Source organism: Pelagibius sp., from assembly GCF_965249265.1.
Lineage (GTDB): Bacteria > Pseudomonadota > Alphaproteobacteria > Kiloniellales > Kiloniellaceae > Pelagibius.
The window spans coordinates 365,461-379,200 of sequence record NZ_OZ252224.1 but is presented as its reverse complement, the minus strand read 5'-3'; the positions used below and the strand labels follow the sequence as shown (position 1 = coordinate 379,200).

Sequence of the window (13,740 nt, the reverse complement as noted above, 5' to 3'; positions counted from 1 at the left end):
GATCCCCTCATGACATCGAATTGATCATCGCCAATATAGATGGCTGACCGGGCCCGGGCTATCAAGCCACCCCTTCAGGCCGACCTGCCCGGCCCTTCTTCTTCCGGTCCCTCTTCTTCAGGCCCCTCTTCTTCCGGGCGGTAGTGGAAGAGGAAGTAGATCACCATCAGGATCAGCGCGAAGGAATACCAGGTGATGGCGTATTCAAGGTGGTCGTTCTTCAAGGTGATGCGGGTCTGGCCGCCGAGCGGCATGTCGCCGGGGATGTCGGAGACCACCGCATCGGCGTAGATGTCGGTGATGACCGGCCCAGCCGAGACGCCCTCTGCCGAAACACCCTCTGCCATTACCGGCAGGTCGAGCCAGAAGTAAAAGCGCTCCTCCGGCTTGTTGGGCGGCTTGGCGAACTCGACACCCTTCCAGCCGTCGGTGCGCAGCAGCGCCTCGATTTCGAGCGGGCCGACCAGTTGACCCTCGGCGCGGCTCGCCGGATCGCGGAAGGTCTCCGGCACCCAGCCGCGGTTCACCAGCAGGACGCGGCCGTCGTCCAGCTGGAAGGGCGTCACCACGTTGTAGCCGACCCGGCCCTTCTCGGTGCGGGCGCCGAGATAGAATTCCTGATCGTGGAGAAAGCTGCCGGACAAGGCGACACGGGTGAATTCGACCGCAGCGGGGTCGGGAAAGGCTGCCGGCAAGGCGATCGCCGGTCCTTCGGAGCGTTCCTGACGCTTGGCAATCTCGCCCTCTTTCCAATGCAGGCGCTGGACCTGCCAGGTGCCGAGGCCGAGCAGGATGATCAGGGCCGGCACGGCGCAGACCGTGGCCCAGAATGTCGGGCGGAAGCGGCGCTTGCCGCCGAAGGATTCAGGCGCGCTCATCGTTCATCTTCACTGTAGTCAACGGTACCGCTGTCGCTGGCCTGGTTGCGGTACTGCAGGGCGATCATCAGGCCCTTCAGCGGCCGCAGCAAGGCCAGGGCGCCCCCCAGGATGACCGGAATCCAGATCACCGCGTGCAGCCAGAACGGCGGTTCATAGGTGAATTCGAACCAGAACACCAGCGGCACGACAACGGCGCCGAGGATGAAAATGACGAAGACCGCCGGGCCGTCGCCGCTGTTCTGCTTGCTGAAATCGAGTCCGCAGACGTCGCAGCTTTCCGCCACCGTCAGGAAGCCGGCGAAAAGCCGCCCCCTGCCGCAGCGCGGACAGCGGCAGGCCAGGCCGGTCGATACCGGCGAGAGCGGCGGATAGTCAGTATCGGAACCGGGGCGCTTGGGGGGATGATCCCCTGAGGATTGGGGGGGCGCCGTCACAGCAGCGCCCCGCCGGTTTCCAGGTCGGCCGTCGTATCAGGTCCAGGACCAAGGTCAGGCCGCGGTTTCGGGTCGATCAGTTGCCGCCCCACCAGTACACGCAGATGAAAAGGAACAGCCATACCACGTCGACGAAGTGCCAGTACCAGGCCGCCGCCTCGAAGCCGAAATGATGATCCGGCTTGAAGTGGCCGTAGTAGGCACGGAACCAGCAGACAATAAGGAAGATGGTGCCGACCAGCACGTGGAAGCCGTGAAAGCCGGTCGCCATGTAGAAGGTCGAGGAATAGATCCCGTCGGTGAAGCCGAAGGCGGCGTGGCCGTATTCGTAGGCCTGAACGCCGGTGAAGATGACACCCAGCGCGATGGTGATGGCCAGGCCCTGCAGCAGGCCCTGGCGGTCGCCGTGGAGCAGCGCGTGGTGCGCCCAGGTGACGGTGCAGCCCGAGAGCAGCAGGATCATGGTGTTGAGGAACGGCAGGTGGAAAGCCGGGAAGACCTCTACGCCCGCCGGCGGCCAGACGCCGCCGGTGTGTTCCACACGCTCGAACTGCTGAGCTTCGCCGGCGAAGAGGCTGGCATCGAAGAAAGCCCAGAAGAAAGCGGCGAAGAACATCACCTCGGAGGCGATGAACAGCACCATGCCGTAGCGCAGGCCGAGCTGGACCACCTTGTTGTGATGCCCCTGATGGGTTGCTTCTTTGATGACATCACGCCACCACAAGAACATGGTGGCGATGACCATCATCACGCCAACCGGCAAGACCCAGAGGGTGACCTCGTGCATGAACAGCACCATGCCGAACGCCAGAACGCCGCCGGAAATGGCGCCGAGCAGCGGCACGGGGCTGGGATCCACCAAGTGGTAGGGGTGATTTGGTTCGTGGCCTGCAGACATGCTATTCCCCGCTCATTGCTGCCGGCGAAACAACCGGCACCCTTTGGCTCTCGCCGTCAATTCACTGCGCTTTCCGCTACCCCGGTTCCCGCCGCAGCGCGCTCCGGCGCGGCCTCGGAAAGACTGACCGGCTCATCGAAGGCGGCGTCCAGATCCGGGAAGAAGGTATAGGAAAGCGTGATGGTTCTCACTTCGTCCAGGTTAGGGTCCTCTTCGATCGCCGGATCGACGAAGAAGCTGACCGCCATGTCCATGGACTCACCCGGCGCCAGCGTCTGCTCGGTGAAACAGAAACACTGCACCTTGTTGAAATACTGGCCGGCCTTCAGCGGCGTCACGTTGAAGGTTGCGGTACCCGCCGTCGGCCGCGCCGCGCGGTTGGTGGCCCGGTAAAAGACCAGGCCGGACTCGCCAACCTGAAGACTGACTTCCCGTTCCACGGGCTGAAAGGCCCAAGGCAGGTTCGGGTTCACATCGGCATTGAACCGTACGGCAATGCGCCGCTCGCTGATCGTCTCGGGCAGGCTTTCGGCCACCTGTGTCGTGCCGCCGAAGCCGGTCACCCGGCAAAACAGCTCGTAGAGTGGCACCGAAGCATAAGCCAGGCCGCTCATGGCAACGACGACGCCGGCCAGGGATAGGGCCACGCGCCCGTTGGCGCGGTTCTGCTGTGCTGTGTCCTGATGTCTTTCGGTCATATTCAGCCACCGCCCATGCGAATGATGGAAACGAAATAGACCACCACGATGAAGGTGATCAGCACGCCGAAGAGCGCCCAGTTCTTGCGTTTCTGCTGACGCATGCGCTCCTTTTCCTCTTCGTCCGCCATCGCCATCAGCCCACAATCCACGAGGCGGCGGCGAAGACCGGCGCGGCCTCGTTCAGAAGGCCCGGAAGCAAACCAGCGCCCCGGTCGATGATGATGAGGCCGAAGAGCACGAAAAGATAGAGGATCGAAAACCCGAAAAGACGCTTGGCCGCCCGGTCTCCCGTTTCCCGCTGTACCTGCAGGGCCAGGAGGACGAAGCAGAGGCCCATGACCGCCGCGACGGCGCCGTAGACGATTCCGGCGGTCCCCAGAAAGGCAGGCACCAGGCCGAGCGGCGCCAGGATGAGGCTATAGGCAACGATCTGCCGCTTGGTGGCTTCACGTCCGGCGACCACCGGCAGCATCGGCACCTTGGCCTTGGTGTAGTCGAGCTGGCGGTAGAGGGCGAGCGCCCAGAAATGCGGCGGCGTCCAAACGAAGATCAAGGCGAAGAGCACAATCGACTGCAGCTCGGCACCGCCGGTGACCGCCGCCCAGCCGATCATCGGCGGAAAAGCGCCGGCGGCGCCGCCGATGACGATGTTCTGCGGCGTCCGGCGCTTCAGCCAGATGGTGTAGACGAAGACGTAGAACGCATTCGCAAGGGCCAAGAGGCCGGCGGCGGCCCAGTTAAGGGCGATCCCCATCAGCATCACCGACAGCAGGGTCAGGATGATGCCGAAGGCCAGCGCTTCCTGCGGCGCCATCTTGCCGCGCGGCAGCGGACGGCCGCGGGTGCGCTCCATCACCGCATCGATATCGCGCTCGTACCACATGTTGATGGCGCCGGCGGCGCCGGCGTTCACGGCGATGCAGAGCACGGCCACCGCGGCCAGGAAGGGATGGATCTCTCCGGGCGCGGCATAGAGTCCGGCAAAGCCGCTGAACACCACCAGCGTCATGACCCGCGGCTTCAAGAGGGCGAAGTAGTCGGAGATCTGCGCCCCGGAAGCACGAGTCGCCGAAGCACGAGTCGCCGAAGCCGCCGGCGTAAAGCCGGCGACCTGGCTGTCGAGACTGAGGGAGGCGTCGCTCACTCTGTCGTTTCCCTTTGCACCCTAATCACGATGCAGCCCAAGCCTTAGCGGACCTGCGGCAGATCGTTGAAGGTATGGAACGGCGGCGGCGAGGACACGGTCCACTCCAGCGTCGTCGCCCCCTCGCCCCAGGGGTTGGCTTCCGCTTTACGGCCGGCCACCAGCGAATAGATCGTCATCACGACGAAGAAGACGGTCGCCGCAATGGAGATGTAGGAGCCGTAGGAGGAGACCGCATTCCAGCCCGCAAAGGCGTCGGGATAGTCGATGTAGCGGCGCGGCATGCCGGCCAAACCCAGGAAGTGCTGCGGGAAGAAGGTCATGTTCACGCCGACGAAGGTCACCCAGAAATGCAGCTTGCCGGCCCATTCCGGGAACTCGCGCCCGGACATCTTGGAGAACCAGTAATAGAAGGCCGCGAAGATGCCGAAGACGGCGCCCAGGCTGAGCACATAGTGGAAGTGTGCGACCACGTAGTAGGTGTCGTGCATGGCGATATCCATGCCGGCGTTGGCCAGCACCACGCCCGTCACCCCGCCGAGGGTGAAGAGGAAGATAAAGCCGATAGCCCAGATCATAGGCGTGGTGAAGCGGATCGAGCCGCCCCACATGGTCGCCACCCAGGAGAAGATTTTCACCCCCGTAGGCACGGCGATCACCATGGTGGCCGCCGTGAAGTAAGCCTTCGTGTCGACGTCCAGACCCACGGTGTACATGTGGTGAGCCCAGACGATGAAGCCGACGAAACCGATCGACACCATCGCGTAGGCCATGCCCAGGTAACCGAAGACCGGCTTGCGCGAGAAAGTCGAGACGATGTGGCTGATGATCCCGAAGGCCGGCAGGATCATGATGTAGACCTCGGGATGGCCGAAGAACCAGAACAGATGCTGGAACAGGATCGGGTCGCCGCCGCCGGCCGGGTCGAAGAAAGACGTGCCGAAATTACGGTCGGTCAGCAGCATGGTGATGGCGCCACCGAGCACCGGCAGCGACAACAGCAGCAGGAAGGCCGTGATCAGCATCGACCAGACAAAGAGCGGCATCTTGTGCAGGGTCATGCCCGGCGCGCGCATGTTGAAGATCGTGGTGATGAAGTTCACCGCACCCAAGATCGAAGACGCACCGGCCAGATGGAGCGCGAAGATCGCCATGTCCACCGACATGCCGCCATGGCCCAGCGACCCCGAGAGCGGCGGATAGATCGTCCAGCCGGTCCCGACGCCGATATCGACGAAGGCCGAGCCCAGCAGAAGCAGAAAAGCCGGCACCAGCAGCCAGAACGAGATGTTGTTCATCCGCGGGAAGGCCATATCCGGCGCGCCGATCATCAAAGGCACGAACCAGTTGCCGAAACCGCCGATCAAGGCCGGCATCACCACGAAGAAGACCATGATGAGGCCGTGGGCCGTGATGATCACGTTCCAAAGCTGTCCGTCGGGCTGACCGTCGTTCAGCAGGTACTGAACGCCGGGGTCCTGCAGCTCCATCCGCATGATCAGCGAGAACAGGCCGCCAATGAGGCCCGCGATGATCGCGAAGAGCAGATAGAGGGTGCCGATGTCCTTGTGGTTCGTGGAACAGAACCACCGGACGAAGAACCCGGGCTTGTGGTCGTGATGGTCGTGTGCGTCGCTGCTGCTGTAAGCCATGACGATGGGTTCCTCTACTCGGATACGGGCGTGACGGTGGAGGCCCCGGCCAGACGGACCGCCGCGGGCTCATCGACCTGGCCGAATTCCTGCTGAGCCTGTTCGGTCCAGGCAGCGTATTCTTCCTTGGTCACCATCTTGATCATGATCGGCATGTAGGCATGGCCGGTGCCGCAAAGCTCCGAGCACTGGCCATAAAACGTCCGGCCGGCGAACTCCGCCGGGACATAGGTCCAGGTCTCGTTGATGCGCCCCGGCACCGCGTCGGTCTTCAGGCCGAAAGACGGCATGGCGAAGTTATGCAGCACGTCGCTGGCGGTGATGATGAAGCGGATGTTGGTGTCCACCGGCAGCACCAGGGCATTGTCGGTCGTCAGCAGACGCGGCTGTCCTGGCTCCAGATCTTCGTCGGGCACCATATAGGCGTCGAAGGTGAAGTTGCCGTTGTCGGGATATTCGAAGGACCAGTACCACTGCCGGCCGATCGCCTTCACCGTGAGATCGGAGTCCTGCACCGTCTCGGCGAAATAGAGCAACCGGAACGACGGGATCGCGATCAGCACCAGAATGATGATCGGTACCACCGTCCACAGCACCTCGATCAGGGTGTTGTGGGTCGTCTTCGACGGGGTCGGATTCCGTTTCTCCGAATAGCGCCACATCACCCAGAGCAGCAGCGCCAGCACGAAGAGGGTGATCAGCGTGATGACCCAGAGGAGAATGTTGTGAAAGCTGGTGATCCGCTCCATCACCGGAGTGACGGCGGGCTGCAAGCCCAACTGGTAAGGCACGGGTTCCGCGGCATAAGCCGAACCCAGCATCGACAAGAAGGCGGCGGCAATCAGGCCCAACCGGCTCAGCACTGTCATAGCAAGCAATCCCAAGTTATCCCTCGAAGGCCGGCGGCTGGCCCAAATCAGCAAACAGACGATCAATCGCCTGCCTGTCCCCCTGTTCGCGCACGAAGCCGCCGCTGCGCGCGCAAACTATACCAAGCCTGTTGGCTCCACAAGGACCGGAATCCGCTGAAAACGACCCTTTCGGCGCTGCCATCGGCAGGCTGGAGACGGAAGACAGAATAGCGCAAAGCGGGGTCTGAGGACGGCGGGTGCGACCGAATGCCGCAATTTCCGCCAGACTTGCCTCAGTGCTTTCCGTCGGCGCCCTCCTCACGCGCCAGCACCCGCCGCATACGCCGGACGCCGAGCCAGATCATCAGGGCGATAACGGGGATCGACACCCCGGTCGCGATCGCGGCGTCGACCGGCAGGCCGGCGGCCTTTCCAGCCTTGGCCAGATAACCGACGAGACTGGCCAGATAATAGGTGATGGCGGCGACGGAGAGGCCCTCAACGGTCTGCTGGAGGCGCAGTTGCAGGTGCGCCCGGCGGTCCATGGACTTCAGCAGATCCCGATTCTGCCCTTCCAGTTGGATGTCGACCCGGGTCAGCAGCAACTGGCTGGCCCGCGCCACCCTGCGCGACAGGGTCTCCAAACGCTCGCTCACGGCTTCGCAGGTGCGCATGGCCGGCGCCAGGCGGCGGTCGATGAACTCTTCGATCGTCTGCAGGCCCTCGACCCGCTGCTCGCGCAGTTCCTCCACCCGGCTGCGCACGAGGGCGTAGTAGGCGCGGGCGGCGCCGAAGCGATAGTTGGTGGCCGCCGCCACGTCCTCAATCTCCGAGGAAAAAGCCATCAGTTCGTCGAGCAGGGCCTGCTCTGCCCCGATACCGTCGGTTTCGGTCATCCGCCCGGTGATTGCGGTCAGACGCTCGCCGGCGGCGGCCAGCACGCCGCCATGGCGTTTTGCGGCGGGGAAAGCCAGCAGCGCCATCATCCGGTAGGTTTCAATTTCGAGGAACCGCTGGACGAGGCGGCCCGCCTGGCGCGACCGCAGACCGGTATCGCGCAGCAGGATGCGCGAGAACCGGTCGTCCTGAACCGTGAAATCCATCCAGACCTCCGCCGAGCCGCCGGAAACCTGGCTGCCGACGATGTTGTCGTGGCCGAACAGCCGGGTCAGCCTTGCCGTGCCCGGCGGCGGCGTGCTGCGGTCGAGCAGGTCCAGGTGCACAGCCACCAAGAGATCGCCGGGCAGCGCAATGAGCCAGTCCCGTGGCACCAGATCGACGGAGAAGCCCGCAAAGGGCTCGGCTTCGACCGCACCGTTTTGAAAAAACGTGTAGGTGGAGAACTCGGTATGACGCTCCCACTTCAGGCGAAAGGGACCGAAATCGGCCATGAAGTGGTTTTCGCCGGCATCCGGGGCGGCAACGGCGAAACGCTCGCAGAGAAGGGCAACGTGCTGGCGGTCGCGCTCCGCCCCGCGCTCACCGGAAAGCAGGGCCAGGTGGCTGATGCGCTCCGGCGCCTGCAGGTTGGCAAAGGGCCTTGAATGCACCTCTGCATTCAAGGCGCCGCGCAGCGGGTGGTCCCGCAAACCGTCGATCACGCCCCGACTTCCCCCTCATGTCCTGGTCTCGCAGTAAGAGACCGCAGGATGCTGGCACCGCCCCGGCAAGGGGATGTATCCTGGCGCACAGGAACCCATATCAACTTAGAACCGTTTCAATTCTCGGGCCCATAGTGAAGCAAGGCGGCCCCAGATTGCCAGACCCGAAGCCGATCCCGGAGACACCAATGTCACATCTCGCCGAAACCGACTCGCTTTTCTTCGCAAAAGCCGGGCTCGACCGCAACCGCCTGGAAACGGCGGTGAACGAAGCCCTGAACGGTGCCGACGACGGCGAGCTGTTCCTGGAGTACCGCCAGTCGGAAGCGCTTGCCTACGACGACGGGCGGCTGAAGTCGGCCAGCTTCGATACTTCCCAGGGCTTTGGTCTGCGGGCCATCGCCGGGGAGGCGGCGGGCTATGCCCATGCCAGCGAGTTGTCTGAGGAGGCCGTCGCCCGCGCCGCCGAGACGGTGCGGGCCGTGCAGTCGGGCCACAGCGGCAGTCAGGCCGACGGCCCCGCCCGTACCAACCGCATTCTCTATGCCGACGACAACCCGATCTCGGCCGTGCCCTTCGAGGAGAAGGTGAAGCTGCTGGCGGAAATCGATGCTTTCGCCCGGGCCAAGGACCCCAGAATCAAGCAGGTCAGCGCTTCCCTGGCCGGCGAATGGCAGGCCGTCCAGATCCTGCGCGCCGGGGGCGAGCGCGCCGCCGACATCCGCCCGCTGGTGCGGCTCAACATCTCCGTCGTGGTCGGCGAAGGCGACCGCATGGAGGCCGGTGGCTACGGCGGCGGCGGACGCCTGGCCTATGACATGCTGATGGACCCTGCCTATTGGCAGGCCGGCGTCGACGAGGCCCTGCGGCGCGCCCTTGTAAACCTGGAATCCGTCGACACCCCGGCCGGTGAGATGCCGGTGGTGCTGGGCTCCGGCTGGCCCGGCATTCTGCTGCACGAAGCCGTCGGCCACGGCCTGGAAGGCGACTTCAACCGCAAAAAAACCTCGGCCTTCTCCGGCCTGCTGGGTGAGCGCGTGGCCTCGCCGGGCGTCACCGTGATGGACGACGGCACCATGCAGGACCGCCGCGGCTCCCTCACCATCGACGACGAAGGCACGCCGAGCCAGGCGACCGTGCTGATCGAGGACGGCATTCTGAAGGGCTACATGCAGGACCGCCAGAACGCCCGCCTGATGGGCATGACCCCGACCGGCAACGGGCGCCGCCAGAGCTATGCACACATCCCCATGCCGCGCATGACCAACACCGTCATGCTGGGCGGCGACAAGGACCCGGAGGAGATCCTTTCCTCCGTCGACCGCGGCCTCTTTGCCGTCAACTTCGGCGGCGGCCAGGTCGACATCACCTCCGGCAAGTTCGTCTTTTCCTGCACCGAGGCCTATCTGATCGAGAACGGCAAACTCGGCGCACCGGTGAAGGGCGCGACCCTGATCGGCAACGGCCCGGACGTGATGACCAAGGTGAAAATGATCGGCAACGACATGAAACTCGACGACGGCGTCGGCACCTGCGGCAAGGACGGCCAGGGTGTGCCCGTCGGCGTCGGCCAGCCGACCATGCTGATCGACGCGATCACCGTCGGCGGAACGGCAGCCTAGATCAGATCTGTCCTGCGGTCCTCCCCCAGAGCCCTCCAAACCACAACTTGACCGCGCAAACCACCCGAACTTGGGGTAGCCTGACGCTATCGTTACCACCGATAGGCAACAAGCGAGGCAGACCAAGATGGGTTTCGAGGGAGATGGACAAGACACCCCGGTCCGGCAGCGGCCCGAAGACAACGTTACAGCAGAGCAGGCCGCAGCCTCCCGCCGCGGTTTTCTGAAGTCGGCGGGCCTCGGCCTGGCCGGCGCGGCTCTGGCCGGGCTTTCGGCGCCGCCGACAGCCGGGGCGGCGGAGACCCCGATCGGCGAGAAGTGGTGGCCGTCGAAATGGGGGGCCGACGACCAGGCCGGCGCCTCCAACCATATGGGGCCGCAGAAAACACTGGAAGCGATCCAGCAGATCAAGACCGGCAAGGTCCACAGCCTGGGCCATGTCTATGAGTCCGGCATGCCGCTGTTCGGCGAGCGGGTCTTTGCGCTGCGCACCCCCGGCATGCCCACCGGCGGCACTTTCGGCGACAACAAGATCATCTGGAACGACGAGTTTCTTTCCACTGAGATCGGCCAGGTCGGCACCCAGTTCGACGGCCTGGGCCACATCGGGGTGGAGGCCGGCGGACCCGGCGACCAGACCCAAAGACGGATGTATAACGGCGTCACCATGGCAGAGGCGGCTTCGCCTTACGGCCTGAAAAAACTCGGCGTCGAGAACGTGAAGCCGTTCTTCACCCCCGGACTGCTGATCGACGTCATGGGTCTGAAAGGCGCGATGCTGGAGGCCGGCACCGAGATCACCGTGGCCGATCTGGAAGCGGCGCTGGAGCGCCAGGGTCTTTCCGGCGACGCCATCAGCCCCGGCGATGCGGTGGTGATCCGCAGCGGCTGGGGCCTGCTGTGGAAAGAGGACAACGAACGTTATAACGGCGGCGAGCCGGGTATCGGGCTGGAGGCAGCCCGCTACCTTGCGGAAAAACAGGTATCCCTGGTCGGCGCCGACTGCTGGGGCGTCGAGGTGTTTCCCAACCCGAACTCTGCGCAGGTGTTCCCGGCGCACCAGGAACTGCTGGTGCGTCACGGCATCTACCTGCACGAAAACCTCAATCTGGAAAGTCTGTCGGCGGAGGAGAGCTGGCGCTTCGCCTATATCTTCGCACCGCTCCCGATCAAAGGCGCCACAGGGTCCCCCGGTAATCCCCTGGCGGTGACCTGACCGAAACGGGATAGGACGGCCCGGGGCGCATTACCGTGCCTTGGGCCGTTCTAGGGTCGAGACTCAATTGAGCCACCAAGTGATAGATGCGGCCAGACAGATGGCGGCGAGGAAGATATCGGCGCGCTTGTCGTAGCGGGTTGCTATCCTTCTGAAATCCTTGAGCCGACAGAACATCCGCTCCACGCGGTTGCGGTCTCGGTAGGCGACTTTGTCGTACGATTGAGGATGCTTGCGGGTTGGGTTTGGAGGGATGACCGGCTGGCAGCCTCGTTCGATCAACCAGTCCCGCAGCTTTGCGGCGTCATAGGCGCGATCGGCCAGGAGCCGTTTAGGGGTTGGTATGCGCTCGAGAAGCATGGCCGCGCCGACCAGATCATGGGTCTGTCCGGGCGTGATCGAGAGGGCAATAGGGCGCCCCAGTGCATCGGTTATGGCATGAATTTTAGTCGTCCGTCCGCCGCGCGATCGACCGATTGCGTGCTCGAAGTCCCCCCTTTTGCCCCCGCCGCCGAGCGGTGCGCCTTGATGTGGGTGGAATCGACCGCTGTGGTCGATACGACAACACTTTTACCCGTCAGGGCGTAGAAAATATCCTCCCAAACCCCTTGCTTGCTCCAGCGATTGAAGCGGTTGTAGATCGTCGTGTAGGGGCCGTATTCCGACGGACAGTCGCGCCAGCGCGCTCCGACCTTGAGCATATGGACGATACCGGAAATCACCCGACGGTCATCCACCCGATGAGCCCCGCGCCGACCGCGCGGCAGATAAGGCTCGATCCGAGCCCATTCCTCGTCCGAAAGCCAGTAAAGCCGTGCCATCCAATCCTCCCTGCCTTGGGAAACCTGGATCAAAGAATCACAACTGCAGACGTAGGGGAATCCCTAATTGAGTACCGACCCTAGATCGGACCTGCTCTAGCGGCGCCTCAGGTAGAGCATGATACCCAGGGCGGCCAGGGTGCCGATCAGGGCCGGCACGATCGCCATCACCAGGGCGTGGCTGAGGCTGGCCATGCTGCCCGGCTGCGGATGGCTGGCCATGAAGGCAAAAACGAACAGCAGATAGGCTGTGCCGCCAATCCGCAAAGCCCAGTGCCTCAGCCAGCCCCGATCGCCGGATTCCATGGTTTCCTCCCTCTCCGCCCGTCGCGGATCGCCGCCATCCTGTCTCAGACAGCCCATAAGCGCAAATCCTGGGCTATCCCAGGGCTGGCGCTTCAGGCGCTCCCGCCGCCATCGCGAAATCGTGCTTTGCCCGGAGGGCCGGTCCTGCCCACGTCGAACTGAACAGGGGGAGACAGAAAAGGAAGCCGATAATGACGAAATCCCTGACTCACCTGCTCCGCAAGGCCACCCTTCCTATACTTGCCCTTCCGGCCCTTGCCCTGGCGGCTGCGGCGTTTTCAACCCAGGCCGCCACGGCCTCCCCCATGACCGCCGCCAGCACCCTCACCCTGCCGGTATTGCAGCATCAGACCCTGGCCCCGGGTGATGGGCCGCCGCGCCTGACCCTCGCCGGCTTCAACCGCCCGAGTACGAGCCGCCGCAGCACGACAAGCCGCCGCAGCACGGTCGGACCCCGCGGTTTCGGTTCCGCCGGCCGTCCCGGCATCCTGCAACGCGACCGCCGCTTCGGCAGTTCGGGCGTGGCCCGCGGCGTCGGCTCCTCGATCACCTCCGGCCTGTTGCGCCGCGACCGGACCTTCGGCGGCTCGCAGGTGCTGCGCGGGCGGACCCTGCCGCTGGTGCGCGGCAGCCGGCTGAGCAGCAGCACCCTCTTCGGACCCAGCCCCCGCGGCTTCCGGCGGGGCGCCTTCGACGACTCGCGAATTCGCGCGCTGCGGGCCGAAGCTTTGGCGCTGGACGCCGCTGCACGCCTGAAAGAACTTGGGCTCACGCCGGCACAGGCGGCGGCCCCCGACATGCCGCCGGCGCTGGTGCGCGCGCTCACCCTTGCCAAGGCGGCCCGCGCCGAAGCCGCGGCAAAGACCACGCCTTAATCCGCTCGGCGCGGCAGCAGTGTGGTATCTTGGCCTGAAGCCCGGCCGGGCCATATGACCAGGTGAAGCCAAATTGATGGCTCGGCCCGTAACTCCAGTGTCCCCAAGGCTTTTGGGCGGCGTTCAAAGGAGGAAGGCTATGCGTATCCTTAAGCAGACTCGCGTCCCGGCGCTGATTGCCACTGCACTCATGACCCTGGCTCTGGGCGCCGAGACGGCAGTCGCCTCCTGCACCAGCATCGGCTCCTCGGTGTTCTGCGGCACCCGCGGGTCGCACAACACGGTCGGCAACACGCTGATCTTCAACAACGGGCCGGCGGGCCAGCGCCTCGGCAACTTCGCGGTGACCGGCTCACCGCCGCGGACCTCGGTCATCCGCGGGGCGACGACACGAGGCCTTGCCCAGCCGCGCACCTTCCGCGGCGTCGCAACCTCCAAGCGCTTCGGCAACGTACCGGCCTTTGAATCCCGGATCGCCGCCCTGCGCGCCGAAATCCTGGCTTTGGAGGCAGAGGCACAGCTTCGGGAGTTGAAGCTGACCCCGGCCCAGGAAGAAGCCAAATCAGAGATGCCGCCAGCCCTGATCCGCGCCCTGAAGCTCGCCCAGGACGCGCGAAAGAAAGAAGCCGTGGCCGACTAGGTCGTTAGTGTTTTGACGGCACCGGCCCGCTCCCCCGCCCGGCCATCCATCAGGATAATCTCATTGGGGGGCCGGGCGGGGGAGCGGGCCGGAACCGC

The 13,740-nt window shown here is 64.5% G+C and carries 15 protein-coding genes; 4 read left to right on the top strand and 11 right to left on the bottom strand.

Going from position 1 to position 13,740, the window contains the following annotated elements:
* Positions 1–74: 74 nt before the first annotated feature.
* From ACP146_RS01890 to ACP146_RS01850, 9 genes are all read right to left on the bottom strand, one after another.
* Positions 75–878, bottom strand: a complete 804-nt coding sequence (locus tag ACP146_RS01890) for an SURF1 family protein (protein ID WP_422365072.1) — start codon at positions 876–878, stop codon at positions 75–77.
* The gene (locus ACP146_RS01885) at positions 875–1,315 is read right to left on the bottom strand and encodes a DUF983 domain-containing protein (protein WP_422365071.1); all 441 of its coding nucleotides are present in this window, start codon (positions 1,313–1,315) and stop codon (positions 875–877) included. The genes ACP146_RS01890 and ACP146_RS01885 overlap by 4 nt, the downstream gene beginning before the upstream one ends.
* Positions 1,316–1,391: 76 nt before the next feature.
* A complete protein-coding gene (locus ACP146_RS01880; protein ID WP_422365070.1) occupies positions 1,392–2,213 on the bottom strand; it encodes a cytochrome c oxidase subunit 3 in 822 nt (273 codons plus the stop codon).
* Positions 2,214–2,269: 56 nt separating this feature from the next.
* Positions 2,270–2,911, bottom strand: a complete 642-nt coding sequence (locus ACP146_RS01875) for a cytochrome c oxidase assembly protein (RefSeq protein ID WP_422365069.1) — start codon at positions 2,909–2,911, stop codon at positions 2,270–2,272.
* A gap of 2 nt (positions 2,912–2,913) precedes the next feature.
* Positions 2,914–3,048 (bottom strand): hypothetical protein, encoded by a 135-nt coding sequence (locus tag ACP146_RS01870; protein ID WP_422365068.1) that lies wholly within the window; start codon positions 3,046–3,048, stop codon positions 2,914–2,916.
* Entirely contained in the window at positions 3,048–4,058 is a 1,011-nt protein-coding gene (locus tag ACP146_RS01865) for a heme o synthase (protein ID WP_422365067.1), read from the bottom strand. The genes ACP146_RS01870 and ACP146_RS01865 overlap by 1 nt, the downstream gene beginning before the upstream one ends.
* Before the next feature lie 44 nt (positions 4,059–4,102).
* Positions 4,103–5,710, bottom strand: a complete 1,608-nt coding sequence (gene ctaD, locus ACP146_RS01860) for a cytochrome c oxidase subunit I (RefSeq protein ID WP_422365066.1) — start codon at positions 5,708–5,710, stop codon at positions 4,103–4,105.
* Between the two features lie 14 nt (positions 5,711–5,724).
* Positions 5,725–6,579: a cytochrome c oxidase subunit II gene (gene coxB, locus ACP146_RS01855; protein WP_422365065.1), complete on the bottom strand. Its 855-nt coding sequence runs from the start codon at positions 6,577–6,579 to the stop codon at positions 5,725–5,727.
* A 275-nt stretch (positions 6,580–6,854) separates the two neighbouring features.
* Positions 6,855–8,162 carry a DUF3422 family protein gene (locus tag ACP146_RS01850; protein ID WP_422365064.1) on the bottom strand — a complete coding sequence of 436 codons (1,308 nt, stop codon included), beginning with the start codon at positions 8,160–8,162 and terminating at the stop codon, positions 6,855–6,857.
* 188 nt (positions 8,163–8,350) lie between these two features.
* Here ACP146_RS01850 and tldD point away from each other — a divergent pair, with 188 nt between their 5' ends.
* Together tldD and ACP146_RS01840 are read left to right on the top strand one after the other, a co-directional pair.
* A complete protein-coding gene (tldD, locus tag ACP146_RS01845; RefSeq protein WP_422365063.1) occupies positions 8,351–9,784 on the top strand; it encodes a metalloprotease TldD in 1,434 nt (477 codons plus the stop codon).
* A 127-nt stretch (positions 9,785–9,911) separates the two neighbouring features.
* A complete protein-coding gene (locus ACP146_RS01840) occupies positions 9,912–11,000 on the top strand; it encodes a cyclase family protein (protein ID WP_422365062.1) in 1,089 nt (362 codons plus the stop codon).
* A gap of 63 nt (positions 11,001–11,063) precedes the next feature.
* Here the strand turns inward: ACP146_RS01840 and ACP146_RS01835 are convergent.
* Together ACP146_RS01835 and ACP146_RS01830 are read right to left on the bottom strand one after the other, a co-directional pair.
* Positions 11,064–11,821 (bottom strand): IS5 family transposase gene (locus ACP146_RS01835; RefSeq protein ID WP_422364888.1). Its coding sequence is split into 2 segments (ribosomal slippage): positions 11,064–11,495 and positions 11,498–11,821, totalling 756 coding nucleotides; the frame shifts between segments, so codons are not numbered across the junction.
* 96 nt (positions 11,822–11,917) lie between these two features.
* The gene (locus ACP146_RS01830) at positions 11,918–12,127 is read right to left on the bottom strand and encodes a hypothetical protein (protein WP_422365061.1); all 210 of its coding nucleotides are present in this window, start codon (positions 12,125–12,127) and stop codon (positions 11,918–11,920) included.
* A gap of 191 nt (positions 12,128–12,318) precedes the next feature.
* Here ACP146_RS01830 and ACP146_RS01825 point away from each other — a divergent pair, with 191 nt between their 5' ends.
* Both ACP146_RS01825 and ACP146_RS01820 read left to right on the top strand, forming a co-directional pair.
* Positions 12,319–13,002: a hypothetical protein gene (locus ACP146_RS01825; protein WP_422365060.1), complete on the top strand. Its 684-nt coding sequence runs from the start codon at positions 12,319–12,321 to the stop codon at positions 13,000–13,002.
* Between the two features lie 139 nt (positions 13,003–13,141).
* Complete coding sequence (locus ACP146_RS01820) at positions 13,142–13,642, top strand: hypothetical protein (RefSeq protein WP_422365059.1); 501 nt, start codon at positions 13,142–13,144, stop codon at positions 13,640–13,642.
* Positions 13,643–13,740 lie beyond the last annotated feature (98 nt).

Bases quoted from the DNA above. Each gene is read 5' to 3' on its own strand.
- ACP146_RS01890 (WP_422365072.1), bottom strand. From the start codon at position 878: ATGAGCGCGCCTGAATCCTTCGGCGGCAAGCGCCGCTTCCGCCCGACA.
- ACP146_RS01880 (WP_422365070.1), bottom strand. From the start codon at position 2,213: ATGTCTGCAGGCCACGAACCAAATCACCCCTACCACTTGGTGGATCCC.
- ACP146_RS01875 (WP_422365069.1), bottom strand. From the start codon at position 2,911: ATGACCGAAAGACATCAGGACACAGCACAGCAGAACCGCGCCAACGGG.
- ACP146_RS01870 (WP_422365068.1), bottom strand. From the start codon at position 3,048: ATGGCGATGGCGGACGAAGAGGAAAAGGAGCGCATGCGTCAGCAGAAA.
- ctaD (WP_422365066.1), bottom strand. From the start codon at position 5,710: ATGGCTTACAGCAGCAGCGACGCACACGACCATCACGACCACAAGCCC.
- coxB (WP_422365065.1), bottom strand. From the start codon at position 6,579: ATGACAGTGCTGAGCCGGTTGGGCCTGATTGCCGCCGCCTTCTTGTCG.
- tldD (WP_422365063.1), top strand. From the start codon at position 8,351: ATGTCACATCTCGCCGAAACCGACTCGCTTTTCTTCGCAAAAGCCGGG.
- ACP146_RS01840 (WP_422365062.1), top strand. From the start codon at position 9,912: ATGGGTTTCGAGGGAGATGGACAAGACACCCCGGTCCGGCAGCGGCCC.
- ACP146_RS01830 (WP_422365061.1), bottom strand. From the start codon at position 12,127: ATGGAATCCGGCGATCGGGGCTGGCTGAGGCACTGGGCTTTGCGGATT.
- ACP146_RS01825 (WP_422365060.1), top strand. From the start codon at position 12,319: ATGACGAAATCCCTGACTCACCTGCTCCGCAAGGCCACCCTTCCTATA.
- ACP146_RS01820 (WP_422365059.1), top strand. From the start codon at position 13,142: ATGCGTATCCTTAAGCAGACTCGCGTCCCGGCGCTGATTGCCACTGCA.